Source organism: Nocardia sp. NPDC004168, assembly GCF_040610355.1.
GTDB lineage: Bacteria > Actinomycetota > Actinomycetes > Mycobacteriales > Mycobacteriaceae > Nocardia > Nocardia sichangensis.
Genome location: NZ_JBEXME010000001.1, coordinates 730,861 through 757,513, shown reverse-complemented (window position 1 = coordinate 757,513; position 26,653 = coordinate 730,861). Strand labels below are relative to the sequence as shown.

Here is a 26,653-nt window from a genome sequence, read left to right as displayed (position 1 = left end):
GACACCTCGTTTCGACGGCGGTCGGTCACGGCCTGGCCCCAGCCGTCATCAGCGCCGGAACGCGCTCGGCCGCAGCGTCATTCGAAGCGATCGGCGCGACCGGATCCGTGACCGGCTGCGCCTGACCGGAATCGGCGGCCAGGATCAGTTCCGCCACCTTCGGTCCGGCCTGCTCCAGGCTGAACGAACGGCCCATCTGCAGTGACATCAGGTCGATACCGAGGGTCTTGGTGACCCGCGCGCCGAGTTCCACCGCCATCAGCGAATCCAGCCCGAGTTCTGGCACCGGAACGGTCATGTCGATGGACTCGACCGGCACGCCCATGACGACGGCGAGTTCCTCGGCCATCTTGCGGGCGACGAAGGCCCCGCGCTTGCCCTCTTCGATCGCGGCCACCTCCGCGCGCAGCCGAGCCAGCTCGGAGGTGTCCTTGGCGGAGGCCTGCGCGAGCGCGGTGGTGCGGCCCGTGCGGGTCAGCTGCGGGAAGGTGCCGGTCAGCTTGGCCCAGTCGGTCGGGATGATCGCCGCGCGGGCCACGCCCAAGCGCAGTGTCTGCTCGAGATAGGCGGTGGCGTCGGCCATGTCGATCGGATCGAAGCCGACCAGATCGAGGTACTTCAGGGCCGTCTCGTCGGCGGCCATGCCGCCCGTCGCGCCCGACAGGTGACCCCAGCCGACGCACAGCGCCCGCTCGCCGGCCCGGGACCATTCCTCGGCCAGCGACTCCACCGCCACATTGGCCGCGCAGTAGTTGTACTGCCCGTAGATGCCGTACATCGAGCCGCCCGAGGAGCACAGCACGAACATGTCCAACCCGATCCCGGCGTCGGCCACGGCTCGATGCAGTACCCGGGCACCGTGCACCTTCGGGCGATACACCTTGTCCAATTCCTCGAATCGCATCGCGTCCAGGCGATTGTCGGCCACCGCGCCCGCCGCGTGGAACACTCCGCGCAGCGGGTGCTCGGCACCGTGGGACCGCGCGACGATCGCGGCGACCGCCTCCGGGTCGGTGACGTCGGCCCGCTCCTCGATCACCTCGACGCCTACGGTGCGCCACGCCTCGAGCTGGCGGCGTGCCTCCTCCGTACTCGCGCCGCCGCGGCCGAGCAGTACCAGCCGCCGCGCCCCGCGCAACACCAGCCAGCGCCCGATGGCCATCCCGAACCCGCCGAATCCGCCGGTGACCAAATAGGTCGCCGCGCTGCGGATCTCGAGATCCGGTAGGTAAGGCCGCACCGCCGGGGTGGGTGAATCCAGGCGCAGCGCGATCCGGGACAGACCGGTCGAGCGGATGGTCTCCTCGAACGCCCTGGCCACCTCGTCGGTCTCGAACAGCCGGTAGGGCAACGGTTTGTAGGTGCCCGCGAGCACCTTCTCGTAGACCCGCTGCAACAAACGAGCCAGCCGCTGCGCGTCGACGGCGACCAGGCGGTCCAGATCCATCGAGAAGTACGCCAGGTTCTTGTCGAAGTTGGACATCTCCAGCAGGCCGCCGGTGTAGATGTCGGCCTTGCCGACCTCTACGATGCGCCCGAATTCCGCTACGGCGTTGAAGTTCTGGCGCAGGATCTCACCCGGCGCGCTGCTGAGCACCACCTCGACGCCCTTGCCGCCGGTCAGCTCGAGCACGTCGTCGACGAAGTTGAGCGAGCGCGAGTCGATCGCGTGATCGGCACCGAGGGCGAGCACGTGGGCGCGGCGCTCGTCGGTACCGGCGGTGCCGATGATGCGTGCCCCACGATCCTTGGCCACCTGGATCGCGGCCGTGCCGACGCCGCCCGCGGCGCCGTGGATCAGCACCGTCTCCCCCGGTTCCAGCCGGGCCAGATCCAGCAGCGCGTACTCGGCCGTGCCGAAGGCGATGGTGCTGGTGCAGTAGGCGGGATCGGCGTCGGCGGGCAGCGGGATGGTCAGTTGCCGGTCGACGACGACGTAGCGCCGCATCATGCCCTTGGCGGCGACCGCGACCAGATCGCCCACCGCGAGGTCGGTGATCTCCTCGCCGACCCGCACCACCTCGCCGACGCCCTCCATTCCGGGCACGGTGCCGAAATAGGTGGGCGCCAACTCGCGCTCACCGAGCAGACCGATGACCTTGAGCGGATCCTTGTAGTTCAGACCGATGATCTTCATCCGCACCTCGACCTGTCCCGGTCCAGGTCGGGGCCGCGGGCACTGCCGCCACGCCAACGCCGACAGCAGGCGGGTCCGGGGCAAGTCCAGCGCGAAGTTGGTTTCCGGGTCGGTCATGGGTTCGGCGGTGTCGAGGGCGTCCAGGCGCGCCTGCAGCGGCTTGGTCACCAGCGGGGCCCAGCGCGTGCCCGCGCGCAGCACCACCTCGTCGAGGTTGTCGTTCCAGAACGCGCCGGGCACGGCCAGTTCTCGGAGCAGTTCGCCGATCTCGGTGCCGGGTTCCACGTCGATCAGCCGCCAGCGCAGCGCCGATTGCTCGTTGAGCAGCACCCGGCGCGCACCGGCCAGCGCGGCATGGTTCGAGTTCGGCGGGATCGGGCTGTCGGGCAGCGCGAACGCGCCCTCGGTCACCAGCGTGGCATGGCACCACCCGTCACCGAAGACGCTCTGGGGCCCCTGTTCGGTGGCCTCCGGGTGGACGAACTCGTCGATAGCGACCGCGATCCGCTCCAGGATCCACAGATCGGCGACATCGTCCTCGACGGCACCCGCGACCACGCAGACGTGCAGCCGGTCGGCGCCCTCTGCCTTGGCGGCGGCCATTGTCGCGGCCAGATCGGCCGCGAGTTCACGGCCCGCCACGCCCGCCACGTAGAGCCGGGAGCCCGGGATCGCGGCGGCCAGCTGCCCCGCCCTGCGGCAGTCGCCGCCCAGCGCGACGATCACCGTGGACACCGAATCCCGCGGCAGCGCGGCGGGATCGAGGGCATCGCGCGGTTCGAGCGTCTCGGCGTAGTAGAAGTCGACCATCCGGTGCAGCGGATCCTGGCCCGGCGCGAGCGCACCGATCTGCAGGCCGCTCAACCGCATCACGAGGCTGCCTTCGTCGTCGAGCAGATCCACCTCGGCGCGCAGCCGGGCCCGGGGATCGCGGCGCGCGACCACGGTGATCCGCTCGGGCAGCGGCGCGACCAGCCGCACCGCCGCGACACCGACCGGCACCAGCGTGCCCTCGTCGATCCTGGCGTCGGCGAACAGCAGGGCCGCCGACTGCATCGCGGCATCGACCACCGCGGGATGGGCGAGATGTCCGGAATCCGCGGCGATGGCGCCGTCGACGGTGGCCACCACCGCGTCCGCGCCGACGCGCACGGAGGTGACGCGACGGAAGGCCGGTCCGTACTGCAGTCCTGCCGCGGCCAGACCGCTGTAGAACATCCGCGGGTCGATGTCGAGACCGACGTCCAGGGTGGGCACCGTGACCTTCGTCGGCTTGTGGCTGCCGGTCAGCGTGCGGCCGAACGCGTGCACCGTCCAGGCCGTCCCGGTCGCCGAGCGCGATCGGATCATGAACCGGCCGCTGGCCTCCTCGACAGTGAGCGCCACCAGCGGCACGTCCGGCGCGCCCATGATCAGCGGGGCCACGAACCGAACCTGTTCCAGCGCGACGCGTTCCACGCCCAGACGGGCGGCCGTCGCGCTCAGGGCGGCATCCAGGTACGCCGCGCCCGGCATGATCTTGACGCCGTTCACCACATGATCGGCCAGCCACGGCAGCAACTCGGTGCCGACCTGTAGCAGCCAGTCCGGCCTGCCCTCGACGTCGGGATCACCGAGCATGGCGTAGGCGCCGGGGGTGCCCAACCGGGCCTGCTCGAACAGCGGCAGCGCCGCGTGCAGCCGGGTCCGTTGCCACGGATAGCGCGGCAGCGGCACGTGCGGGGTGGCCTGCGCCGGGAACAGCTCGTCCAGGTCGAGCACGCCCGCGCCGTAGAGGCCGATGAGGGTGCGGCGGATGCTCACCGAATCCGGCTGCTTGCGATCCAGCGTCGGCACGGTCGTGCCGTTGACGTCCGCGCCGAGCAGCGCTTCGCGGATGTTGCCCGAGAGCACCGGGTGCGGGCCGACCTCCAGGAAGACCCGGCTGTCCGCGCCGATCAGCTTCGCGACCGCGTCCGCGAACCGGACGGGCTGCCGCACATTCGCGCACCAGTACTCCGCGTCCCAGTCGGGGCCGACAACTTGTTCGCCGGTGACCGAGGAGTACAGCGGCACGGTCGGCGTCATCGGCGTGAGCCCGGCCAGCGCCGCGCGCAGTTCATCCAGGATGGGGTCCATCAACCGGCTGTGGTACGGCACCTCGACGCGAAGTCTGCGCGCGAAAATGCCGTCTTCGGTCAGCTTTTCGGCGATCTCGTCGAGGCGGTCGACGTCACCGGACAAGGTCAGCGAACTCGCACTGTTGATCGCGGCGACATCCACCCGCTGGTCGTCGCCGACGAGTTCGCGAGCCTGCTCGGGCGACATCCCGACCGCGAGCATGCCACCCGATCCGGCGGTCGTCGCCTGCAACCGGGCCCGGTGGTAGGCCACCAGCACCGCGTCACGCAGCGACAGCATGCCGCTCACGTAGGCCGCCGACACCTCGCCCACGCTGTGCCCGACCACGGCCGCGGGCCGGATGCCGTACTCGGCCAGCTCCCGCGCCAGCGCCACCTGCACGAGGAAGTTGGCCGGCTGCGCCACCTCGGTGCTGGTGACCCTGGACTCCTGCTCGGGCCGCAGCAGCTCCTCGATGATCGACCAGCCCGCGATCGAACGGAACTCGGCGTCGACCGCCTCGGCCGTGTCGGCGAAGACACCTCGGCTGCGGAGCGATTCGCGTGCCATCCCCCACCACTGCGGACCCATGCCGGAGAACACGAACACCGGTTCGGCCGTGCGCGCCACGATCGTCCGCGCGGCGTCGCGGCCCTCGCCCGCGGCGAACGAGCGCAGATCGCGAACGAGGTCGGCGGTGTCGTCGAGGAGCACGCCCGTGCGGTACTGATGGTGCGCCATGCGCGTCCAGGCGGCCTCGGCCAATTGTTCCGGGTCGGCGCCCGCGGCGATCAGATCGCCGAATCGACCGGCCAGCGCCCGCGCCGCGCCGGTGCTGCGCGCCGAGATCGGCAGGACGCCGAAGTGCCGCGGGGGCGAGACAGGTTCAGCGGCGGTCGGCCGGAACTCCTGCAGGATGGTGTGGGCGTTGGTGCCGCCGTAGCCGAAACCGTTGACCGCGACCGTCATCGGCTCGGCGTCGGCGGGCAGCGGCTCCGCCTCGAGTTGGACGTGCAATCCCAACTCGTCGAACGGGATGTCCGGATTGGGTTGGTCCAGCCAGCCCTGCGGCGGGATGGTGCGATGCCGGATCGCCAGCGCCGCCTTGATCACGCTCGCGATACCGGCCGCGGCCTCGGTGTGCCCGAGTGTCGCCTTCACGGAGCCGACGCCCAGTGAGCCCGTGCGCCCCGCGGGCGCGCCGAACACTCGGCCGAGCGCGCGCAACTCGACCGGATCGCCGACCAGCGTGCCGGTGCCGTGCGCCTCGACGTAGGTGATCGTCTCCGGCGCGAGGCCAGCGCGGCCGCACACCGAACGCGCCAGTGCCTCTTGGGCTTCGGCGCTGGGCACCGTGATCGCGGTGGTGCGGCCGTCCTGATTCGAACCGGTCGCCTTCACCACCGCGTAGATCCGGTCGCCGTCGCGGACCGCGTCGTCGAGCTTCTTCAGCGCCACCATGCCCGCGCCCTCGCCCCGCCCGTAGCCGTCGGCCGAGGCGTCGAAGGACTTGCAGCGGCCGTCCGCGGCCAGGAAACCGCCCTTGCACATCAGCACGAAGGTCTCCGGTTGCAGCATCACGTTGACGCCGCCCGCGAGCGCCACCTCGCAGTCGCCGTTCTCCAGCGCCTGACAGGCGAGATGAAACGCGACCAGCGACGACGAGCACGCGGTATCGACCGTGAGCGCGGGTCCGACCAGGTTGAGCGCGTAGGCGATCCGGTTGGACAGCATGGTGTAGGACGCGCTGGCCGGGGTGTGCATGTCGGTGTGGAACAGAGCCGGGCCGACCACGCCGATCACCGACTGGTCCACCACGAATCCGCCGACGTAGACGCCGATCGAGCCGCCCGCCGCGCGTCGCGCGATCCCGGCGTCGTCGAGCGCCTCCCAGGTCACCTCGAGCATCAGCCGCTGTTGCGGATCGAGCACGGTCGCCTCGCGAGGGGAGATGCCGAAGAAGTCCGGGTCGAATTCCCACGGGTCGATCGTCATGAACGCCGCGCGCTTGGTGTAGCTGCGCCCCGGCGTACGCGGTTCCGGATCGTAGTAGCGGCGGTAATCCCAGCGATCGGCCGGCATTTCGACCACGCCGTCCCGTTTGTCCAGGACGAATTCCCAAAAGGTTTCGGGCGAGTCGATGCCCCCCGCAAACCTGCAGCCGATGCCGACAATTGCAATATCCGACATGCACATCCTCCGGGTCGGATCCAGTTCGATCGCCATTCTTTTTCCGGCGATTCACGAATCAGCCTGTGCACACTTGGCGTCCGGCCCAGCGTAACGGCCGCCACACCGGCCGTCGTGGGCTCAGGGAGACTTCACAATCCGCTTGCGAACCGAGTTGTGGCATCTCGAAATTCCGGATCGTCTGCCGGTGAAATGCCTTGGTATTGCTAGGTTTCAACCGATCCCGGCCTCGCCGAAATACGATGTCACCGGTTAGGAGGCGGCATTGTTCGCCGAGTTCACGCACTGGACCGATACGCTCGTCCGGCGGCGGTTCACCGTCATCGGGTTCGCCGTCGCCGCACTGCTCGCGCTCGGTGCGTACGGCCTCGGGTTGGACGAGCACCTCAGCGTCAGCGGGTGGAACGATCCGACTTCGGAATCCGCGCGGGCGGTCCGGCTCAAAGACGAGGCGTTCGGCCACGACCACATCGCCGATGTGCTCTTGTTGTATCGCGCCCCGCCAGGCAAGACGATCGATGACCCCGCTTTCGCCGCGACGGTCGTGGGTCACTTGAACAGCCTGCCGCAACGCTTTCCGGACCGGATCGGCAAGATCAACGCCACCTACTGGCCCACCGACACCGGGCTGCACCTACCGGACATCTTCGGCTCCGAAGCCCGCGACTACGCCTTCGCCTCCGTCGCCATTCGCGGCAGCGACGACACGGAGATCATGCGCAACTACCGAAAAGTCGCCGACCAGTTCCGGATACCTGGCATCGACATGGAGGTCGCGGGCGGGCAACCCGTCGCGGCCGCCCTCAACGACACCATGGCCCACGATCAGCGTCGCATGGAACTGTTCGCCGTTCCCGCCGTGGCGGTGCTGCTGTTCTTCCTGTTCGGCGGCGTCGTGGCGGCCGCGCTGCCGCTCATTGTCGGCGGACTGACCGTGCTGGGTGCGTGGGGGGTCATTCGGGCCATGACCACCGTCGTCGAGGTGAACTCCTTCGTCTCGCCGGTGGTCTCGATGGTCGGCCTCGGCTTGGCCATCGACTACGGTCTGTTCATCGTGAGCCGGTTCCGCGAAGAACTGGCCGACGGCCGCGAGGTGCCCGAGGCCGTGCGGCGAACGGTCGCGACCGCCGGACGCACCGTGGTGTTCTCCGCGACCATCGTGGTCGTCGCCGCGGGCGCCATTCTGCTGTTCCCGCAAGGCTTTCTGCGCTCGTTCGCGCTCGGTGCGATGGTGACGGTGGCGCTGGCGGCGCTGATCTCGATCACGTTGCTGCCCGCCATGCTGGCCGTGCTGGGCCGCCGCGTGGACTGGTTGGGTTTCAACCGGTTCCACGCGCGCCGCGCCGGCGATCGAGAGGCGGACAATCCGTGGGGCCGCGTCGCCGGATGGGTGATGAAACGACCTCTGGCCGTGGCGGTTCCCGTGGTGGCCGTCCTGGTGCTGCTCATCGCCCCGGTGCGCGACGTGGCCTTCGGTGGCATCTCCGAGCGCTTCCTGCCGCCCCGACATCCGGCCCGCACGGCGCAAGAGCACTTCGATCAAGTCTTTCCGCTGCGGCAGATCAATCCGGTCGATCTGGTGCTGATCACCCACAACACCGCCGATATCGACGCGGTGGTCGCGCAGGCCGGACGAGCCCCCGGACTCATCGCGCCGTTCCCGCGCGCGGTGCAGGGACCGGCGCATCCGAGCGTCTTCACCACTTCGACCGTGCTGCGGGACGCGCACGACGCGAACGCGACCATCGACTATCTGCGTTCCATGCCGGTGCCGAAGGGAACTACGGTGCTGGTCGGCGGGCAGCCCGCGGTTCAGCGCGACAGCGTCGACGCGCTGCTGCGCCGGATGCCGCAGATGATCGCGCTCGTCTTCCTGGTCACCACCGTGCTGATGGTGCTGGCCTTCGGCTCTCTGGTGCTGCCGCTCAAGGCCGCGCTGCTGAATCTGCTCGGGCTCGGCTCCACGCTCGGCATCCTGACCTGGATCTTCGTTCAGGGTCACGGCGCGCGGCTGCTGGAGTTCACCCCGCAGCCGATCATGGCGCTGGTACTGGTGCTGATCGTCGCCGTGATCTACGGGCTGTCCACGGACTACGAGGTATTCCTGCTCGCCCGCATCGTGGAGGCGCGGGCCGCGGGCGCGACGACCACCGAGGCGGTGCGCACGGGCATCGCCCGCACCGGCTGGATCGTCACCGCCGCCGCCCTGATCCTGTTGGTGGTGACGGGAGCCTTCGCGCTGTCGGATCTGGTCATGATGCAGTACATCGCCTACGGCATGGTCGCGGCGCTGTTCATCGACGCGACGATCCTGCGGATGCTGCTGGTGCCCGCGACCATGCGCCTGCTCGGCGACGCCTGCTGGTGGGCTCCGTCCTGGCTGCGGCGCGGCGGGCCGCACCGAACGTCTCCGGAACCCGAGGAGCCACACACCGAATCCGTCCACGGCGCCGAACACCCGTAGTTCTCGAACGGCCGGGGCACTCCCAGCGTGGAGCGCGGCCGACACCGGGGGCGAGCCTCGCCGAGTTGTCGCGGTCAGCCCGCGATCGACCAACTGAACGGACTCGTGGCCGCACGCGCGCGGTTCGGCAGCGCCAGCGCCAGTGCGGCCAGGCCGAGAGCCGCGACGGCGATGGCCGAGAGCATGATCATGCTGCCCGGCAGCGTGTGCGCGCGGAAGAACAGCGCGCTGAGCACCGCCAGTCCGACCGAATTGCCGATCTGCTCGATGGTGGGCAGCACGCCCGACGCCTCGCCCATGGCCTGCTCGTCCAATTCCGCCAGCATCAGCGGTTGCAGCGGCACGCCGAAGACCCCGACGCCGAGGCCCGCGAGAAACGTCGGACCCAGCACCAGCGGAAGGTTCACGGCGCCATCTCCTACGTACAGGTATCCCACTCCCACCGCGACGCAGCCGCCGAAAACGGCGATACCGCCGGCCAGCGCTCGAGTCCCCCAGCGGCGCATCAAGATCGGTGACAGCAGCGCACCCGCGCCCGCACCGAGAGCGAACGGCGTCATGGCGATCCCGGTACGCAGCGCGGAGAACCGCAGCACGTCCTGCAACAGGATCGAGACGGTGAACACGAACGCGGTGAACAGGCCGAAGAAGATCGCCACCAGTGCCGATCCGATCGCGAATCCCCGGTCGGCAAAGAGGTCCAGCCGCACCAGCGCGCGGCCGCCTCGGCGGCGCGTCGCGCGCTCGTGTGCCACGAACACCGCGCCGAGCGCCACCGCGGCCGCGATGTACACCCCGTGCAGGGCCCGCCAGCCCGCCTGTTGACTGTCCGACAGCGCGAACAGCAGCCCGAACAGCGCCGCGGTGGCCACCACGGCCCCGCGCAGATCCAATGGCTCCCGATCCCTCGCCGGGCCCGATCGCAGGTAGCCCGCGGCCAGCGCGATCGCCACCACACCCAACGGCAGATTCATCAGGAAGATCGCGTGCCAGCCGAGCCCGAACGGATCAAGGGTGATCAGCGCGCCGCCCAGGATCGGGCCGAGCATTCCCGCGAAGCCCGCTGTCGCGCCGTACGCGGCGAAGGCGTACTGATGATGCTCACGGCGGAAACTCGCGGTGATGATGGCGATGGTCTGCGCCGCCATCCCCGCGCCCGCCACGCCTTGGACGATCCGGGCGAGCACCAGTTCCATCGCGGTGGTGGACATCCCGCACCACACCGAGGCCACCGTGAAGGCCACCGCCGACCACAGGAACATCCGGCGGCGGCCGACGATCGCACCGACGCGAGCGGCGGTGAGCAGCACGCAGGCGAACGCCAGAGAGTACCCGGCCACCACCCACAACTGCTCGGACCGTGACGCCCGCAGCTCCGCGGTGACGACCGGGAGGGCGGTGTTGACGATCGTCACATCGATCATCTGCATGAAGACCGAGATCAGGCACGCCCCGAACGATCCGAGTGCCACCGCGGCCTCTTTGCGGGTCATCGGATCGCCGCTTCGATCATCGGCCACGAATTGCGCAGGTCCTGATGCCAGTAACCCCAGGAGTGGGTGCCGTTGGGCCGGAAGTCGAAGGTCGCGGCGACGCCCAGCTGACGCAACCGGTCCTGCAACTGGTGCGTGCACAGGTTCGCCACCGCCTCCAACGGTGCCCCGAATACCAGCTGGTAGAGCAGGTGCGCGAGGTCGCCGTGCGCGCCCTCGAAGTCGTCCTTCGGGCCGGGCAGCCCGGTACCGGTGGAAACGTAGATGGCGGTGCCGCGCAGCCGGTCCGCGTGCAGGTACGGATCGTTGGCGCGCCATGCGGGATCGGTCGGCGGCCCCCACATGTTGACGACGGTGCCACGCTGCTGCGTGACCACCGCCTGAACCACCGCCTGCCCCGCGGGGTCGCTGGTGCGCACGCAACCGCTGTAGGAACCGATCGCCTTGTACAAACCCGGTGCGGCCATGGCCAACTGGAACACCGACGTGCCTGCCATCGAGATGCCCGCGATGGCGTTCGTCCCGGTGCCGTGGAAGGTGGCGTCGATGAGCGGTGGCAGCTCTTCGGTGAGGAAGGTCGACCAGCGCTGCCTGCCGAGGACCGGGTCGTCGCTGCGCCAGTCGGTGAAGTAGCTTCCCGCACCGCCGAACGGGATCACGACGTTCACCTGCTTGTCGCGAAAGAAGTCGACGAGATCGGTGCCGTCGAGCCAATTCCCCTCCGAACCGCCGTTGGCGCCGTTGAGGAGATAGAAGGTCGGCGCCGGTGTGTCCGGATCGGCCGCGCGCAGCACCCGAATTCGCGTAGCGCTGTTCATCGCCGCCGAGTACACCTCGAGTTCGGATTGCCGGTCGGATTCGACCCGGGTTTCCGCTATTCGCGAGCCGTCCGCCGCGACGGGTCGCGATGGATCGGCGCGGACCACCGGCTGTGCGCCGATCATCACGCAGGTGAAAATGAGGACCGCGGCGAGTACCGCGCCTGTTCGATGCGAATATCCGGGCATGTCGACTCCTGGCCCCGGGTAGGAGGGCTCGAATTCGCAGTCAATAACATCGGGCGGCCCACCCGCCGGATTTTCGAGTGATCCTGTGTTTCCTACCAATTCGATTCGTCGACTCTTTGCCGTATTTCCCAAACCGGGCGCGCGACCATTGCGATCCCGGTGCGGCGGAACCTAGCGTCGAGCGCATGGCGTTCCCTCGACTGTGCCGCGACTCACGCGGAACAGTCCGGCGCGCAATGCTCTTCGCACTGCTGATGTTGATCTGCTCCGGAAGCCCGGCGGTCGCCGAGCCACCCGCGATGCGACCCGCACACGGGCGAGCCGTCGAGCTGACCGTCTTCTCCCCCGCGATGGGCGCATCGGTATCGGTCATCGTGCTGCCACGCCCGGACCCGTCCCGTCCGGCTCCGGTGCTGTATCTGCTCAACGGCATCGACGGCGGCACCGCGGGCGACGGCTGGACCGACCGGACCGACGTCGACCGATTCTTCGCCGACCGGCAGGTGACCGTGGTGGTGCCGGTCGGCGGCGCGGGCAGCTACTTCACCGACTGGCGCGCCGACGACCCGGTTCTCGGCCGTCCGCGCTGGACCACGTTCCTCACCCGCGAGCTTCCCCCGATCATCGACGCCACCTTCGGCGGCAGCGGCGCCAACGCCATCGCCGGAGTCTCGATGACGGGCACCTCGGTGTTCCAGTTGGCCATGGCCGCACCGGGTTTGTACAAGGCGATCGGTTCCTACAGCGGATGCGTGCGCACCAGCGACCCCGCCGGACAGGCCATGGTGGCCACGATCGTCACCGCGGAAGGCGGCACGGTGGCGAACATGTGGGGACCGCCGGGCGATCCGGCCTGGGCGGCCAACGATCCTTACGTGCACGCGGATCGGCTGCGCGGCACGACGATCTACGTGGCCGCCGGAAACGGGCAGGCGGGCCCGCTGGACCAACCGCACAGCACGGGAATCGACGGCAACCCCGCGAAGATGGCGGACCAGTTGGCCATCGGCGGCATGCTCGAAGCCATCTCCGACCGCTGCACCAGGTCACTGCGCGACCGCTTCGCAGAACTCGGCGTCCCCGCCACCTTCGATCTGCGGCCCAGCGGCACCCATTCCTGGGGCTACTGGCAGCACGACCTGCACAACAGCTGGCCCTTGTTCGAATCCGTTCTGCGCTAGCGGCTCTGGGGCGATCCGCGATCAGCGCCGTCAGGCGCACCCTTCCAGGGTCGCGTGTGCCAGTTCATCGACCACGTCGCCGATCTCATGACGCTTACGCAGCGCTTCGAGCTGGCGTCGGGCGCCGTTGCCACGCTTGCCGAGGTCGGCGATCGCTTCGGTGACGAAGGTTTGGTCACCGAAGTCCCGCAGCGCGGGCTCGATGTGCGCGACGAGTTCGTCCAGCAAATCTCGGTGTGGAACCACTCGCCCTTCGACGGGATCGAGTCCGTCGCCGTCCAGACCCGACTGCGCGGCGTTCCAGTAGGCGGCGCGAAGTACTTCGGCAGGGACGGGCGGGGCGGGTTCACCCTGTTCGATCGCCCGCACCCCCATGGTGACGGTGGCCCTGATCAAGGCGGCGAGCAGCGCGGCTTCCTCCGCGGTGGCGGGTACGTCGCTGACCCGCACTTCGACGGTAGGGAACGATTCCGAGGGCCGGATGTCCCAGTACACCATCTTGTTGTCGAGAATGCTGCCGCTGGCGAGCATCGTCGCGACGATCGCGTCGTAGTCCTCGACGGAGGCGAAGTACGGTGGCGGTCCCGCGCTGGGCCAGCGCCGCCACAGAATGCTGCGCCAACTCGCGTATCCCGTCTCGCTGCCACGGTAGATCGCCGAATTGGCGGTCAACGCGAGGAATACCGGCAACCACGGACGCACGTGATTGCCGACCAGTATCGCGGTCTCGCGATCGGGCACACCGACATGCACATGGCATCCGGACAGCCCTTGTTCATGGGCGATCATGCCGAAGCTGTCGGCGATCCGCCGATATCGAGGCGTATCGGTGACCGGGAACCCTTCGGGCACGGTCGGGGGCACCGCGACAGCGAGGAGCCGAGCGTCATTGGCGGCCGCGCATTCGGCGACGGTCCTACGCAGCGTGCGCAATTCCGTGAGCAGGTCGCCGATATCGGAATGCACCCCGCTACTGGTTTCCACCTGACAGCTGGTCAGCTCCAACTGCAGATCGATGTCCGCCTTCTTCGCCGCTTCGGCAACTCGGATGTTGGCCGGTGCGGGGGCGCCGGTTTCGGGGTCGGTCAGCAGGAATTCCTCTTCGACACCGACAGTCGGTACATGGTCGTCCATGGTCGTGATCACGCCCTTCGATACTTCGGCCGGTATTCCTCGGTGGTAGCGGCCCGTCTCGCGCCGATGTGATCCGCCCAGGCCACTTGCCTACCTGTGTGTCGGCGGAGCGAGCAAATGTGTTCGGGCCGTACCCCCTTCGCACATGCCCAAACGATCGGGCACCGGCTGGTCAGCCGCCGTAGCCGGTGCGGCGGCTCGCTCGATTGAGATCGCGCCGACGGGGTAGATGCCACGTACCTGCGGTGTATCCACCCGTCTTCCGGTCACCGCGCACGACGGAGGTAGCGACATGGCCGAACATCACGACACGGCACCCGGCAGCGCGCCGGCAAACGTTCTGTCGCGCAGGGACTTCGCCGACAGGGTGTTACGTGCCGCGGCAACTCCGGAACGAATCGCCGACGTCGTCGCGCGGATCGTGGGTGAGCGCATCGAGATCGGGCCGGTGCCGGTAGCTTTGAACGGACTCGTGCGCGCCACCGCGATCGCCGAAGCCGGACCCGTACACGCCGTGCGATGCGACTGCGGACCCTGGGATATGACGATCGCGGTGCCGATCCTGCTGCGCCTGCGCGTCCGCCTGCCCGGTCGAACGCTGCGATACATCGGCGCGGCCCGCGTACTGATCCGGCTCGCGTTGATTCCCCGCGAACCCTGCGGACTCTTCCTCCGGACCGACGAGGTCCACGCCGAAGACCTCACCATCAGGATGCGCGCTCGCGACCTCACATCCCGACTCGCCGGAGGGATCGGCCGGGTCGAATCCACGGTGGCCGAGCACATCCTGCGCTACATCGACGAACTGTTCGCCGGCCCCGCGTTCGGTGGCATACGCGACATCGATATCGCCGACATCATCGACCGCGCCTGGGACGCTGGTCTCGTACTCCGCTTCCCGGATCGAGCCGCGAGCTGATCCGCATCAGGGCGGTACATCGACTCGGACCGGCGGGGCGAGGGCGACACATTCTTCGCCGGCCGTCGGCCCAGGTCCGCAAGGCAGGACCGTCGCAGCGCCGCATCACATCGTGCGTTGCGCCAGCCACGCGTTCGGCCGACATGGGGTGGACGGTGGCGGCTTCGGCTCCGGGTCCCACACGCCGGACACGCCGACGGGAATGGCGCAGAGCCGCGCCTGCGGATGTGCGGCAACGGGCGGGAACTGGCAATCTGCCGGGTTTCCCGACTGGGTACTTGCGCGGCACTCAAGTTAGTGCTATAAGAAATCTGTGTCCAATGGCACAACTTATCTGATTCGTTCTATGCAGAATAGAGTGAGTTGGAGGTGACGACCATGCTGATGCGCACTGACCCGTTCCGCGATTTGGAACGTTGGACGCAGCAGGTGTTCGGCACAGCGGCCCACCCGGCGGTCCTGCCCATGGACGCCTGGCGTGAGGGCGACCAGTTCGTCGTCGAGATCGACGCGCCCGGCATCGATCGGGATTCTCTCGACCTGAATGTCGAGCGCGACGTCGTGACCGTTCGCGCGCGCAGGCCGGAACTCGACGCCGATCGCGAGATGGTGGCCACCGAGCGGCCTCGCGGCGAGTTCAGCCGCCAACTGCTCCTCGGCGACGACCTCGACGTCGACCAGGTCCGCGCCGACTACGCCGATGGCGTGCTCCGTCTGACGATCCCGCTGGCAGACCGGCCCGAGCCGCGCAAGATCGAGGTCGCTCGCGGCAACGGGCACAAGGCGATCGACGCCTGAACCCGGGACGGGAGACGTCGTCATGCCCGATTCGGCTGTACGTCCGCGGTCACTCGACGAGTGCGACGCCTGGCTGCTGGATCCCGACCTCGAACGATTGTTCGCCGAGGTGGACGCGATCCTGTGCGAGGCAGGGGCCCGGTTACGCGGGCGGGCGCACCCGTCCATTCCGGCACCGGGACCGCGGCGCGCCTCGAGCCCCCGTCCCGGCCGGGACACGCTCGGGACGCACGGGTGGCACCCCGAAGCGGGGCCTGCCACCGAACGCGGTCCTCCGCACAACCGCCACCGCACAGTGACGGAATTCCGAAGAAGGAGGTGATGCCCGCATCCCACTGAGAAACCGGTTCCGCGGCGAGGCGGTCGCCCCCTGCACCAGGCGCCTGCGAGCACCAGCGAGCATCTGCTCCACGCGCACCGCCACACCATGTGGCACGCAGGGATGACAGCTCGCCGCAGGAACAACCTCTCGTAGTCACGTCACTCTTCTCCTGATCGGGGGAGGGACCGCAGACCCCTCCCCCGACTCCGACCGGCGGTTTGCCGGGACGCGGCCAGGGTAGGCCGGAAGAGATTCATCAGGGTGCCAAGAGGAGGCTGTGATGCGACGCGCGCTTCTGATCGTTCACGATATGCCCGCGGAATTCCCGCGGTGACCGACAACTCTCGTCACGTGGGTGGCTATGCCGCGACGATGGTTGCGTACGCGACTGTAGTGGCGGCGGTCGCACTGCTCGGAAACGCGACAGGTCGCAAGCTTCCGCGCGATATGACCATCCGTGATCTGGTGGTCACCGCGTTCGCCACGCACAAGCTGTCCCGCTTGGGGACGAAGGCCGCGGTGACGGCTCCGGTACGCGCAGCGTTCACGCGACCGGCCGCAGCTGACGGTGGGCCCGGAGAGGTGGCCGAGGAGCCGAAGGCGACCGACGGCATCGGACGCAGCATCGGTGAGTTGCTCAGCTGCCCGTTCTGTTTCGACGTATGGGCGATCACCGGTTTGACCATCGGATACGTTTTCGCGCCGCGGATGACGCGCGTGCTGACCGACGCCGCGGCCGCCTTGGCAGGCGCCGATTTCCTGCACCTCGCATATGCCACCGCTCAGCAGATCGCCGAGGGCGAACACCCGGCGCTGCCGGGCTGACGAAGCGGTGTCGCACCGATCCGGTTACACGGGCCGCCCGCACCGTCGAAATCTTCGGTGCGGGCGGGCCCGTTGCAGCCACAAGGTTTGTGGCTATCGCCCCGGCCGCAGCCGCAATCGGCATCGGCGGCTGATCGATGCGGTCGCGGCAGGTCGTGCGGCGCGGGGGTGGTGTGGGTGCGGGTGTAGGTCAGCACCTGGGCGGCTTCGGGTCCGCGGTCGGTGTCGGCGGCCGTGAACACGACCGGTTGCCCAGCAGTGAGTGTCTTGTAGCCGGGGGCGCAGATGGTGGTCATTCGTCACTCCTCCGAGGTGAATTCCGGTTTCGGGAGGTGGGCTCGGAGCACGCCGAGCTGTGATATCCGCGCAAGTCCCAACCCCCTGCCTCTTCCCCTCTCGTTCGTCGCCCGGTGCTCGACGCCTTCACCGGCTTGATACAGCGCGAAGGGGATACCCCGGCTGAGAGCCGAGCGCGCGTGGCGCAGGCGTGCGGCTGTCGAGACCGAGGGAAAGGGGCCCGCATCGTGTCGAGCACGCTCGTCGCGCTCTACCAGGCGTCGGGCGAAGGGCCGCCCGGCCTGCTGCCCGCACGCCAGCAGATGGCGTTCTCACTGGGCTGGCACATCGTGCTGGCCTGTTTCGGCGTCGCCTTTCCCGCCATGATCTACGTCGTGCATCGCCGTGGCATCGTTCACCACGACGCCGTGGCGCTGGGCTTGGCGAAGCGGTGGGCGACGGTGTCGGCGATCTTGTTCGCCATCGGCGCGGTCTCGGGAACGGTGCTCAGTTTCGAAATGGGGCTCTTGTGGCCAGGGCTGATGGGCCGCTTCGGCGACGTGCTGGGCTTGCCGTTCGCCTTCGAAGGGCTTTCGTTCTTCATCGAAGCGATCTTCCTGGGCATCTACCTCTACGGGTGGGGTCGCATGCCGCCGCGCCGCCACCTTGCCATGCTCGTGCCGATGGGGGCCGCCGGGGTGGTCGGCACCTTCTGTGTGGTCAGCGTCAACGCGTGGATGAACAACCCGACCGGATTCCGGCTCGCCGACGGTGAGGTGACCGAGGTGAATCCGTGGCGTGCGATGTTCAACGGCGGGGTGTACCTGCAGTTCGCGCACATGTGGGTCGGAGCCTTCATGGTCGTCGGATTCCTCGTGTCCGGCGTCTATGCCGCCGGTCTGCTGCGTGGACGTCGCGACCCTCATCACCGGCTCGGGTTCACGGTCCCGTTCGTCTTCGCGACCGTCGCCGCGCTCGCTCAACCACTCCTCGGGCACGTGCTGGGGATGCGGGTGCACGATACGCAACCGTCGAAGCTGGCCGCGTTCGAACTGGCCGCCACCACCGAAGGGCCGGCCCCGCTGCGATTGGGCGGCGTTCTCGTCGATGGAGAGGTGCGGGGAGCGCTCGCGATCCCCCGGCTGGGTTCCGTTATCGCCCGCAACTCGCTGACCGCCCCGGTACCCGGATTGGACTCGGTGCCGGTGGCGGATCGGCCGCCGGTCAACGTCACCCACCTCGCCTTTCAGACCATGGTCGCCATCGGCACCCTGCTCGCGCTCATGGTGATCGTGTTCTGGCTGCTGCGCTGGCGGCGCCACGACCCGTTGGCCGAACGTTGGTTCCTGGGAGCGGCGGTGGCCGCCGGACCGTTGGCGATCCTGGCGCTGGAATGCGGCTGGATCGCGACCGAAGTGGGCCGTCAGCCGTGGACGGTCTGGCGGGTCCTTCGCACCACCGACGCCGCCAGCACGAGCACCGGCTTGTGGTGGACCTATGTCAGCGTGTTGCTGGTGTATGCCGGGATGACGGTGGGCGCGATCGTCGTCCTGCGTTCCATGGCGCGGCGCTGGCGCACCGGCACCGCGACCATCACCGCCCCCTACGGACCGGGCGCGTCGCCGGTCGACCAGGCGCAGCGCGCCCGCAGCGTCGGAAAGCCGTGACCGATGGATCTCTCGGACGTCGTCGCGACCGCGATGTTCACCGGGGTGGTGCTCTACGCGCTGTTCGGCGGCGCGGATTTCGGCTCCGGATTCTGGGACCTGACCGCGGGCGGACCCCGGCGCGGCAGCCGCTTGCGAGTGCTCATCGACCACAGCATCGGACCGGTCTGGGAAGCCAACCACGTGTGGCTGATCTATATTCTGGTGTTTCTCTGGACCGCCTACCCTGCGGTGTTCGCCGCCGTCATGACCACCCTGTTCATCCCGATGAGCCTGGCGCTACTCGGAATAGTGCTGCGCGGGGCGAATTTCGCGTTCCGCAAGTACTCCGCGACGCTGCGCCAGGCGCGCTTGTTCGGCGCCTTGTTCGCGGGCGCGTCGCTCATCACGCCGTTCTTCTTCGGCACCGCGGTCGGCGCGATCGCCTCCGGCCGGGTGCCCGTCGACGGGTACGGCGACCGGTTGCGGTCGTGGCTGAATCCGACCTCGATTCTCGGCGGTGTTCTGGCGGTCGGGACGTCCGCATTCCTGGCCGGCGTCTTCCTCACCGCCGACGCCGCGCGCTCGGGCGACGACGCCCTCGCCGGATACCTGCGCCTGCGCACACTGATCGTCGGTGGCGTGACCGGGGCGGTCGCGATCGCGGCGATCGCGCCGATCCGTCACGACGCACCTACCCTCGGTGCCGGACTCCTGGGGCGCGCCCTTCCGCTCATCGCGGTCTCGGCGGCCGCGGGGGTGCTCACCCTGACCTTGGTGTACCGCCGCCGATTCGGGTGGGCGCGCGTTCCCGCGACGGTAGCCGTCGCCGCGATCGTCATCGGGTGGGCCGTCGCGCAGACGCCATGGATCCTCGTCGATCAGATGCTCATCGCGGATGCCGCCGGTGCACGAGCAACCCTGGTGGGGCTGCTCGCCGTCGTCGCCGTCGCTGCCGTCACGGTCCTGCCCGCCCTGGCCTATCTGTTCTGGCTCACCCAGACCGACGCGTGGGTCCGCGACGAGCCCGCGCGTACCGGCTCACCGGAACAGGCGTAGCTACTCCGCCCCAGCGGCACCAGATCCTGGGGTTGCCGGCGGCAGGACCCGCACAGCAGCCGGCCCCTGTTCGAATCGGCGCTGCGGGCTCTGGCGCGATCCGCGATCAGCGCGTTTTCTTCCACGCGGCGTACCGCCCGGGCACGCAGACCGCACAAGGCCGGTAGCCAGCGGAGATCGCGTCGGATTCGGTCGCGAAGAAGACGCGATGCGTGCGGTAGGCGCCCCTGGCGAGCGCACGGAGCGCCGAAGGGCAGTCCAACCGGCCGTAGATGCGGCTGCGACGGTGGCCGCCGTATCGCCCGGGGACGATGCTCCGATACGGTCGGCCGTCGCCGTCGAGCAAGGTGTACACGATGGCTATTCCGCGTCGTGCAGCACGAGACCGAGAGTGTGCCGCACACCGCTGCGCACGCGGCTGACACCGTGGCGGATCGGGGCGCGGGACCAGCCGCGACTGGCTGGCGTCGGCCGATCGCGGGTGGTGAAAACCAACGCGTGCCCCTGTTCGAGCACCGACACGATCGCTTTCGACTGAGCGCGTCGACTTCCGCGAGCAGCGTCCGCCAAGACTGGGCGTCGACGCGATCCGCCAGGGCGGCGGCTTCGGCCCGCCCCGGGACGGGAGCGGGCCCGGCACGATGCTCCGCGCGGTGACCGTCCCCAACGGTTCCGGTGCTCGGCTCGCTCATGCCGCCGCCTCCAGATCCAACAGCGCGTGCTTGGCGACGACGCCGCCGACGTACTGTCCGATGGACCCGTCCCCACGTACCACCCGGTGGCACGGGATCACCACCGGCAGCGGGTTGCGCGCGCAGGCGGAGCCGACGGCGCGCACCGCGCGCGGGTTCCCGACGGCCGCCGCCACCGCGCCGTAACTCGCGCGCTGTCCGTAGCCGATGGCGGGCAGGTGCTCGATAACCTGGCGGCGGAACCCGGCGGCCAGCCGCAGATCCAGCGGCAGGTCGAAATGCGTCCGGTGGCCCGCGAAGTATTCCTCGATCTGCCGGGCCGCCACGTCCAAGCGGGCGGGCGCGGCGAGGATCCGCGGACTGATCCGCGCGGCCAGCGTGGCGAGTACCGCGTCGTGGTCTTCGGTCGGGTAGGCGACGCGGACCAGTCCGGCGGGCGTCGCGGCCAGCAGCAACGTCCCCACCGGGGTCTCCAGCAGGCGGTAGGCGACATCGAGCAGGCCGGCGGCGTCGGCCTCGGCGGTCAGTCGCGCGTGCAGCGTGGCGAGCAGGTCGGCGTCCGGGGTCAGCGCGCGCGACAACCCGTCACCGTGATCGAGGGTGGCCATCATGATCCGTCCTTCGGGTAGAGCTTGCGCAGGGTCTTCAGGCCGTCCGCGGCGGCGCGGCGGGCGGCATCCGGAGAATTGCCGAGCAATGCGGCGATCTCCGCGTGGGGAAGCCCGGCCAGATAGTGGTAGGCGACCGCTTGGCGCTGCTTGGTCGGCAGCGCCCGCAGGGCGGCCCACAGGTCGGGGTCGTAGTCGGCGGGTCCGGGGGCGGTAGCGGGACGTTCCGGCAACGTCTCTGCCGGGACGGGAGCGCGCGTCAGCGCCCGGCCGACGTCGATCGCGCGGCGATGCGCGATGGTGACCAGCCATGCCTCGATGTTCGTGTCCGGGGAAAGGCCGGGAAACGCCCGCAACGCGGAGAGAAACGTTTCCGACCAGGCGTCGGCCGCGTCGGACGGGCCGAGCACCGCCCGGCAGACGCGCAACACCATCGGGCCGTATTCGGCCACTATTTCCTCGAACGGGGGCAGGCTCACACCAGGTAGACGCCGCGGGCGCCGCGAATGTGAGATCCCGTCATCGGGGCCCTTCCCGGCGCGACAGCCCGCTGGCGCGCAGCACCCGCCGCGCGATGCCAGCGCGGATGGACTCCTCGGTACCGATGATCCGGACGTGGCGGCGTGCCCTGGTGATCGCGGTGTACAGCAATTCCCTGGTCAGCAACGTGGATTCGGGCTCGGGCAGGACGACGGAGACGGTGTCGTACTGGCTGCCCTGGCTGCGGTGGATGGTCATGGCGAAGACGGTGACGACCGCGGGGAACTGCGTGGGATGCACCAGGTACGGTTCGCTGCCGCGTTGCAGCGCCGCGCGCAGCGAGCCGTCGGGCATCCGCACGACGACGCCGGTGTCGCCGTTGTAGATCCGCGCCTCGTGATCGTTCGCGGTGACCAGCAGCGGTTGTCCGGGATACCACGGCGCCTGCTGCGAATCGGGGCCCGCCCCCGCGGCGGCGGCCCACTCCGCGCCCATCCGGTCCCAGCGCTCCACGCCGAACGGCCCCTGCCGGTGCGCGCACAGCAGGCGATGCGTTTCCAGCGCGTGCAGCGCGCCCGTCGCGTCGCCGTCCAGGGCGGCGGCGGTGACCGTCGTCGCGGCCCGCACCACGTCGGCGCGGACCGCGGTCAGCTCGTCGGGCGCGCTGAGCGACAATTCGTCGCCGCCCGCGCGCAACAGCTCGAGCGCGGCGTCCGCGTCCCCCGCCCGCACCGCGACGGCCAGGTCGGCGATCCGTCCGCCGAACCTGCGGCCCCGGGTCAGCCGGACGATGCCGCCGCGCAGGCGGGTGCGCTCCAGCGCGGTCAGGGCCTCGGCGTGCTCGCCGGTCGCCTCCGGCCCGAGGATCTCGTCGAGCACGGGATTCGGGGTGGCCGCGACGGGTCCGGCGACCAGGTCGGCGAGCACCGCGCCCGCGTCGACCGAGGCGAGCTGGTCGGGGTCGCCCACCAGGACCAGGCGGGTGTCCGGGCGCAGCGCGGCCAGCAGCCTGCTCATCATGGTCAAGGAGACCATCGAGGTCTCGTCGACCACGATCACGTCGTAGGGCAGCCGGTTGAATTCGTGGTACTTGAACCGGGTACTGCGGCCGCGCTGCCAGCCGAGCAGCCGGTGCAAGGTGGCGGCGGTGAGTTCGGGCAATCCGAGCGAAATCGCTTGCTCGCGAGCGGCTTCCTGGAGGCGAGCCGCCGCTTTCCCGGTGGGAGCGGCCAGCGCGATGCGCAGCGCGGGCAACTTCGGCTCGGTCTCGCGGTGCGCGGACAGCAAGGCGATGATCCGCGCGATGGTGTGGGTCTTGCCGGTGCCGGGCCCGCCCGCGACCACGGTGGTCCAATGTGTCGCGGCGAGCGCGGCGGCCAGGCGCTGGCGATCCGGCGCCGTGCCCGCCGACGCGTCGAACAACCGGTCCAGTTCGCGGCGCACGATGCCGGGAGCGACCACCGGATGGTGTGCGGAACGCTCGGTGAGCACCCGCCGGATCGTCTGCTCCTGCCGGTAGTACCGATCGAGATAGAGCAGCGGACCGGAATCGCCCTGCCCCTGGGATTCGACAAGTCGCAGCGGCCGCAACGGACCCGCCGGTCCACCGCGCACCAGCGGACTCACCCGCAGCGCGGCGACCACGGCCGGGATGTCCGGCCACGGCAGCGTCGCCGGATCGATGCTTGCGTCCCAGTTCTCGTCGGCGTCGACGCCGATCTCCCGCATCCGGTGCAGTTCCAGGCACACCGAGCCGGAGCGCACCGCCCGCACGGCCAGCGCCGCGGCGAACAGCACCGGCTCCGACGATTCCCGGCCCAGCCGGCCCAACCGCAGCGCCACGTGCACGTCGGCGGCCGAGAGCACACCGGCCTCGTTGAACGTGCGCAGCAGACCGGTTCCGCGCTGCGCCACCTGGATCGAGGTCACCGCCCCGCCTCCCCTGCCAGCAGCGCCGACAGCGCCACGACCAGATCGGCGGGCGGATGCCAGTCGAAGACGCCACAGCCCGCAGGCGTCTCCGGTCCGATCATGCCGCGCACGAACAGGTATCGGACTCCGCCGAGATGCCGGGCCGGGTCGTAGCCGGGCAACCGCCAGCGCAGATAGCGATGCAGCGCGACCGAGTACAGCAGCGCTTGCAGCGGATAGTGGGAACGCAGCATCTCCGCGGCCATGCGGTCGCGGGTGTAGTGCGCGACGGTGAGATCACCCGTGCCGAGCCGGTTGGTCTTGTAGTCGACGACGACGAATCGAGGGTGCGCGTCGCCCGCGACGCGGAGCACGGCGTCGATGCTGCCGGTCAGGTAACCCCGCAGCGGTATGTCTTCGAGCGCCGCCAGCTGTTCGGCGTAGGGGAACAAGTCCTCGTCGACCGAAAGGTGCTCACGCAGCAACTCGGCGACGCGCCGCAGGGTCGCCGCGGTGGCGCCGACGCGGTCCCCGCCCGCCAGTGGCAATTCGAATTCGAGTTCGCTGAGACGGTCGCCGGGGGCGATGCCGGCCAGGCAGCCACCCTCGAGCGGAGTACGCAGCACCGCCAGCAGCGCCGTCGCAAGCACTTCGGTATCCACTTCGGCCATCAGTTCGCCCACCGCCTCGCGGCACCGATCGCGCACCTCGGCCGCCAGATCCGGATGACCGGTGTCGATCCGCTCCAGGACGCCGTGCACCAAGGTGCCGAACTCCGCGCCGTAGGGCAGCGCGTTCATCAGCGACGCCGCGCCCGACGGTTCCGGCTCCGCCGCGCCGATGAGGGAGGCGCCCGCGGGCTCGTCGCCCGGCCCCGGCGCGCCCTCCGGTTCGCTGTCGGGTTCGGGCGCCGCCGGGCCGTGCGCGGAGGCGGTCAGCGCCGAGTACGAGGTGCGCCGCCACTGCTGGTCCAGCGCCCGGTCGAAGCGGGCCGCGGCCAGTGCGCCCGGCGCGGGCCCGGTGCGCGCTCGCCGGATCGCGACGCCGTCGGTCCCGGCCACCGCCGTCACCGAGATCGCCGCGCCCGCGTCCTGCGCCCACGTCGTAAGCATTTGCGCGGCAACGGTGTCCGCGGGTACCGCGGCTCGGGCGGCGACGGCCGCGCCACGATCGGCGCGGCCGCAGACCATGCGGTGCAACGGCGACGCCGCGGTGGTGATCGCGGGCGCCCACCACGCGACGATCTGGCACATGGCGCGGGTGAGCGCGACGTACAGCAGCCGGAGTTCCTCACCCGCCTCCTCGGCTTCGCTGCGCGCCTTGCGTTCGGCGTATCCGGGAGCGTCCGCGCCGCCGACATCCAGCACGCGCGCACCGTCGTCGGCGTGGAACAGCAACGTCGCCGGATAGGGGTTCTTCGCGCTGTCCCAGGCGAACGGCAGGTACACCACCGGGAATTCGAGTCCCTTGCTCGCGTGCACGGTGGCTATCTGGACGGCGGCGGCGTCCCGGTCGAGCCTGCGGCTGCGGTCGGCGACGGCGCCGGAGGCGGGATCGCGCACGCGGTCGGCCAGCCACCGGGTCAGCGCGGTCAGCCCCAGTCCCTCGGTGAGCGCGACTTGGTCGAGCAATTGCGCGAGGTGCCGCAGGTCGGTGAGCTGCCGCTCCCCGTTCTCCACGGCGAGCAGCCGCGGCGCCAGGCGGGTTTCGGCGGCGATCTTCTCGAACACGGCCGCGAATCCCGCGCGGGTGAACAGCCGCGCCGCCTCACGCAGCTGAGCGCTCACCCGGCCGACCAGATCGGCTCCCTCGCTGTCGATCTCGGCCGCGGTCACACCGAACAGCGGTGTGCACGCGGCCAGCCGCACCCGGTCGCCGCGATGCGGCTGTTCCAGCGCCCGCAGCACCCACAGCCAGTCGGTGGCGCTGTCGGTCGCGAAGACGCTGATACCGCCCGCGAGCACGGAGGCGACGCCGACGCGGTCCAGCGCCGCACGCACCACATCGATCTGCGAGCGGGTCCGCACCAGTACCGCGATGTCGCCCGGTCCGATCGGCCTGCGCGCCGTGTCGACCGCCGCGATCGAATCGGCTTCGGACAGTATCGTTTCCGCTTTCCCATCCAGCTGTACACCGGATTCGAGCAGGCGCACGATATCGGTGGCGAGATCGTCGGCGACCTTGGCCCGCATGCGCCCGACGGCCGGGAAGCCGGATTTGTTCAGCGGTCCCGCGCCGGTGCGCGGTAGGCACCGGACCCGCAGCGGCGTGGTGAGTTCGGAAGGTCCGGACAACCGGGACCATGGTCTGGTCGGGGCGACCGGATAGACGCGGATCTCCTCGTGCCCCAGGGCCGCCGCGCCGTGCAGGTGATCCAGCGCGGCGAGCAGTCCGGCGTCGCTGCGCCAGTTCGTGGTGAGTTCTTTGCGGACGTCGGCGTGCGCCACCGCGTCCAGGTAGCTGAGCACCTCCGCGCCGCGGAAGGCGTAGATCGCCTGTTTGGGATCACCGACCAGCACCAACGTGGCATGCCCGTGGAACGATCTGCGCAAGATGTCCCATTGCAGCGGGTCGGTGTCCTGGAATTCGTCGACCAGGGCGACGCGGTAGCGCGCCCGGATGCGACGGCACGCGCGCGGGCCGTGCTCCGGGTCGGCGAGCACGTCGTGCAGCAGTACCAGCAGGTCGTCGAAGTCGCGCAGCCCGGCCAGCCGCTTGCGGCGCTCGGTCTCCGCGCGTACGGCGCGGGCGAACGCCACCCGCTCGCCGGTCTCGCCGTCGGGCTCGAGCGCCGCATGCCGGTCCCGCACGGCGGCCAGCGCGAGCGTGCGGGCCTCCTTCACCGAGAACGGCGGTTGCCCGCGCGCGTAGCGGTTGAGATACAGATCGTCGACGACGGTGCCGACGAGATCGTCGACGGTCTCCACCAGCCTGGTGCCCGGGTCGTGTTCACCCGCGAGGCCGAGTTCGTCGAGCATGCGCTGGCAGAAGCTGTGCGTGGTGGCGATGGTGCCCGCGTCGAAATCCGACAGGGCGGTCAGCAACCGTCGCCGCCGCGACCGCACCTCGTCTTCGCCGGCCTGCGCGAGGTGCCGGACCAGTTCGTCGGCGTGCGCCCTGGCCGCGACCGGGTCGGTCAATCCCGCGGCGACGGCGACGAATCGGTCGCGGGTGCGTTCCCGCAGTTCCTGGGTCGCCGCGCGGCTGAAGGTCACCAGCAGCAGCTGGGACACCTCGACACCCGCCTCGGCGACATAGCGCACGGCGAGACCGACGATGGCGTGGGTCTTGCCGGTGCCCGCGCTGGCCTCCAGCACGGTCGTGCCGGTTGGCAGCGGTCCGTACGGTTCGAACGCGGCCGCATCGAAAGCGTTTGCCGGGAACGAGGTTTCCTGCACGGTCATGCGCGCC

16 protein-coding genes and 1 pseudogene are annotated in these 26,653 nt (G+C 69.8%); 7 read left to right on the top strand and 10 right to left on the bottom strand.

Going from position 1 to position 26,653, the window contains the following annotated elements; translation table 11 throughout:
• Positions 1 to 25: 25 nt before the first annotated feature.
• A complete protein-coding gene (locus ABZW96_RS03670; protein ID WP_355070951.1) occupies positions 26 to 6,427 on the bottom strand; it encodes an SDR family NAD(P)-dependent oxidoreductase in 6,402 nt (2,133 codons plus the stop codon).
• Positions 6,428 to 6,692: 265 nt separating this feature from the next.
• On the opposite strand from ABZW96_RS03670, the gene ABZW96_RS03665 reads away from it, so the two are divergent.
• Positions 6,693 to 8,891, top strand: a complete 2,199-nt coding sequence (locus tag ABZW96_RS03665; RefSeq protein WP_355070949.1) for an MMPL family transporter — start codon at positions 6,693 to 6,695, stop codon at positions 8,889 to 8,891.
• A 74-nt stretch (positions 8,892 to 8,965) separates the two neighbouring features.
• Here ABZW96_RS03665 and ABZW96_RS03660 read toward each other — a convergent pair whose 3' ends face one another.
• Together ABZW96_RS03660 and ABZW96_RS03655 are read right to left on the bottom strand one after the other, a co-directional pair.
• Positions 8,966 to 10,411: an MFS transporter gene (locus ABZW96_RS03660; RefSeq protein WP_355070947.1), complete on the bottom strand. Its 1,446-nt coding sequence runs from the start codon at positions 10,409 to 10,411 to the stop codon at positions 8,966 to 8,968.
• Complete coding sequence (locus tag ABZW96_RS03655) at positions 10,381 to 11,391, bottom strand: alpha/beta hydrolase family protein (RefSeq protein ID WP_355070945.1); 1,011 nt, start codon at positions 11,389 to 11,391, stop codon at positions 10,381 to 10,383. Before ABZW96_RS03655 ends, ABZW96_RS03660 begins: the two co-directional genes overlap by 31 nt.
• Before the next feature lie 236 nt (positions 11,392 to 11,627).
• On the opposite strand from ABZW96_RS03655, the gene ABZW96_RS03650 reads away from it, so the two are divergent.
• Positions 11,628 to 12,572 carry an alpha/beta hydrolase family protein gene (locus ABZW96_RS03650; RefSeq protein WP_355070943.1) on the top strand — a complete coding sequence of 315 codons (945 nt, stop codon included), beginning with the start codon at positions 11,628 to 11,630 and terminating at the stop codon, positions 12,570 to 12,572.
• Between the two features lie 30 nt (positions 12,573 to 12,602).
• On the opposite strand, the gene ABZW96_RS03645 is transcribed toward ABZW96_RS03650, so the two are convergent.
• On the bottom strand, positions 12,603 to 13,706 hold the full coding sequence (locus tag ABZW96_RS03645; RefSeq protein ID WP_355071062.1) for a glutamate--cysteine ligase: 1,104 nt from the start codon (positions 13,704 to 13,706) through the stop codon (positions 12,603 to 12,605).
• Positions 13,707 to 13,998: 292 nt separating this feature from the next.
• Between ABZW96_RS03645 and ABZW96_RS03640 the strand changes: the two genes are divergently transcribed.
• The 5 genes from ABZW96_RS03640 to ABZW96_RS03620 all read left to right on the top strand — a co-directional run bounded on the left by ABZW96_RS03640 (position 13,999) and on the right by ABZW96_RS03620 (position 19,551).
• Complete coding sequence (locus ABZW96_RS03640) at positions 13,999 to 14,625, top strand: hypothetical protein (RefSeq protein WP_355070942.1); 627 nt, start codon at positions 13,999 to 14,001, stop codon at positions 14,623 to 14,625.
• A 378-nt stretch (positions 14,626 to 15,003) separates the two neighbouring features.
• Positions 15,004 to 15,423: an Hsp20 family protein gene (locus ABZW96_RS03635; RefSeq protein ID WP_355070941.1), complete on the top strand. Its 420-nt coding sequence runs from the start codon at positions 15,004 to 15,006 to the stop codon at positions 15,421 to 15,423.
• Between the two features lie 652 nt (positions 15,424 to 16,075).
• Positions 16,076 to 16,570 carry a DUF1360 domain-containing protein gene (locus ABZW96_RS03630; protein ID WP_355070940.1) on the top strand — a complete coding sequence of 165 codons (495 nt, stop codon included), beginning with the start codon at positions 16,076 to 16,078 and terminating at the stop codon, positions 16,568 to 16,570.
• A 524-nt stretch (positions 16,571 to 17,094) separates the two neighbouring features.
• A complete protein-coding gene (locus ABZW96_RS03625; RefSeq protein ID WP_355070939.1) occupies positions 17,095 to 18,513 on the top strand; it encodes a cytochrome ubiquinol oxidase subunit I in 1,419 nt (472 codons plus the stop codon).
• Positions 18,514 to 18,516: 3 nt separating this feature from the next.
• A complete protein-coding gene (locus ABZW96_RS03620) occupies positions 18,517 to 19,551 on the top strand; it encodes a cytochrome d ubiquinol oxidase subunit II (RefSeq protein ID WP_355070938.1) in 1,035 nt (344 codons plus the stop codon).
• A 106-nt stretch (positions 19,552 to 19,657) separates the two neighbouring features.
• Here ABZW96_RS03620 and ABZW96_RS03615 read toward each other — a convergent pair whose 3' ends face one another.
• The 6 genes and pseudogenes from ABZW96_RS03615 to ABZW96_RS03590 all read right to left on the bottom strand — a co-directional run bounded on the left by ABZW96_RS03615 (position 19,658) and on the right by ABZW96_RS03590 (position 26,646).
• Positions 19,658 to 19,906 (bottom strand): Ada metal-binding domain-containing protein, encoded by a 249-nt coding sequence (locus ABZW96_RS03615; RefSeq protein WP_355070936.1) that lies wholly within the window; start codon positions 19,904 to 19,906, stop codon positions 19,658 to 19,660.
• A gap of 5 nt (positions 19,907 to 19,911) precedes the next feature.
• A pseudogene (locus ABZW96_RS03610) lies at positions 19,912 to 20,094 on the bottom strand (2OG-Fe(II) oxygenase); the annotation flags it as partial.
• A gap of 145 nt (positions 20,095 to 20,239) precedes the next feature.
• Complete coding sequence (locus tag ABZW96_RS03605; protein WP_355071061.1) at positions 20,240 to 20,851, bottom strand: methylated-DNA--[protein]-cysteine S-methyltransferase; 612 nt, start codon at positions 20,849 to 20,851, stop codon at positions 20,240 to 20,242.
• Positions 20,851 to 21,324 carry a sigma-70 family RNA polymerase sigma factor gene (locus tag ABZW96_RS03600; RefSeq protein ID WP_355071060.1) on the bottom strand — a complete coding sequence of 158 codons (474 nt, stop codon included), beginning with the start codon at positions 21,322 to 21,324 and terminating at the stop codon, positions 20,851 to 20,853. Before ABZW96_RS03600 ends, ABZW96_RS03605 begins: the two co-directional genes overlap by 1 nt.
• A 46-nt stretch (positions 21,325 to 21,370) precedes the next feature.
• Positions 21,371 to 23,260 carry an exodeoxyribonuclease V subunit alpha gene (gene recD / locus ABZW96_RS03595; protein ID WP_355070934.1) on the bottom strand — a complete coding sequence of 630 codons (1,890 nt, stop codon included), beginning with the start codon at positions 23,258 to 23,260 and terminating at the stop codon, positions 21,371 to 21,373.
• The gene (locus ABZW96_RS03590; RefSeq protein WP_355070933.1) at positions 23,257 to 26,646 is read right to left on the bottom strand and encodes a UvrD-helicase domain-containing protein; all 3,390 of its coding nucleotides are present in this window, start codon (positions 26,644 to 26,646) and stop codon (positions 23,257 to 23,259) included. Before ABZW96_RS03590 ends, recD begins: the two co-directional genes overlap by 4 nt.
• Positions 26,647 to 26,653: the final 7 nt, after the last annotated feature.

Coding starts and splice junctions, on each gene's coding strand:
- ABZW96_RS03670 (WP_355070951.1), bottom strand. CDS start 6,427: ATGTCGGATATTGCAATTGTCGGCATCGGCTGCAGGTTTGCGGGGGGC.
- ABZW96_RS03655 (WP_355070945.1), bottom strand. CDS start 11,391: ATGCCCGGATATTCGCATCGAACAGGCGCGGTACTCGCCGCGGTCCTC.
- ABZW96_RS03650 (WP_355070943.1), top strand. CDS start 11,628: ATGCTCTTCGCACTGCTGATGTTGATCTGCTCCGGAAGCCCGGCGGTC.
- ABZW96_RS03645 (WP_355071062.1), bottom strand. CDS start 13,706: ATGGACGACCATGTACCGACTGTCGGTGTCGAAGAGGAATTCCTGCTG.
- ABZW96_RS03640 (WP_355070942.1), top strand. CDS start 13,999: ATGGCCGAACATCACGACACGGCACCCGGCAGCGCGCCGGCAAACGTT.
- ABZW96_RS03635 (WP_355070941.1), top strand. CDS start 15,004: ATGCTGATGCGCACTGACCCGTTCCGCGATTTGGAACGTTGGACGCAG.
- ABZW96_RS03620 (WP_355070938.1), top strand. CDS start 18,517: ATGGATCTCTCGGACGTCGTCGCGACCGCGATGTTCACCGGGGTGGTG.
- ABZW96_RS03605 (WP_355071061.1), bottom strand. CDS start 20,851: ATGGCCACCCTCGATCACGGTGACGGGTTGTCGCGCGCGCTGACCCCG.
- ABZW96_RS03590 (WP_355070933.1), bottom strand. CDS start 26,646: ATGACCGTGCAGGAAACCTCGTTCCCGGCAAACGCTTTCGATGCGGCC.